This window comes from Porcincola sp. LCP21S3_C12, from assembly GCF_052118625.1.
Taxonomy (GTDB): domain Bacteria; phylum Bacillota; class Clostridia; order Lachnospirales; family Lachnospiraceae; genus Porcincola.
Window position 1 is genome coordinate 1 of sequence record NZ_JBQKGW010000088.1, and the last position, 343, is coordinate 343.

Here is a 343-nt window from a genome sequence, read left to right on the forward strand (position 1 = left end):
CTTTGCAAACGGCGCAGCACCTTCCGGTGTGCTGGAACACCCCGGCATTCTGAAGGATCCGGAAAAGGTCCGGGACAGCTGGCAGGCAGCCTTCGGTGGCAGCCAGAACGCTGGGAAGGTCGCAGTTCTGGAAGAGGGGATGAAATATTCGCCGATCTCCATCAACCCGCAGGAAGCACAGTTCTTGGACACTCGGAAATTTCAGATCGATGAGATTGCACGTATCTTCCGCGTGCCTCCGCACATGATCGGAGACCTGGAACATGCGACATTCAGCAATATCGAAGAGCAGAGTCTGGAATTCGTGACCTACAGCTTACAGCCTTGGCTCACCCGGATCGAG

Annotated in this window: 1 protein-coding gene; it reads left to right on the plus strand. The window is 55.7% G+C overall.

The window, feature by feature from the left end; genetic code table 11:
- On the plus strand, positions 1–343 hold a 343-nt coding region (locus ACTQ1N_RS12805), incomplete at both ends, for a phage portal protein (RefSeq protein ID WP_441476612.1).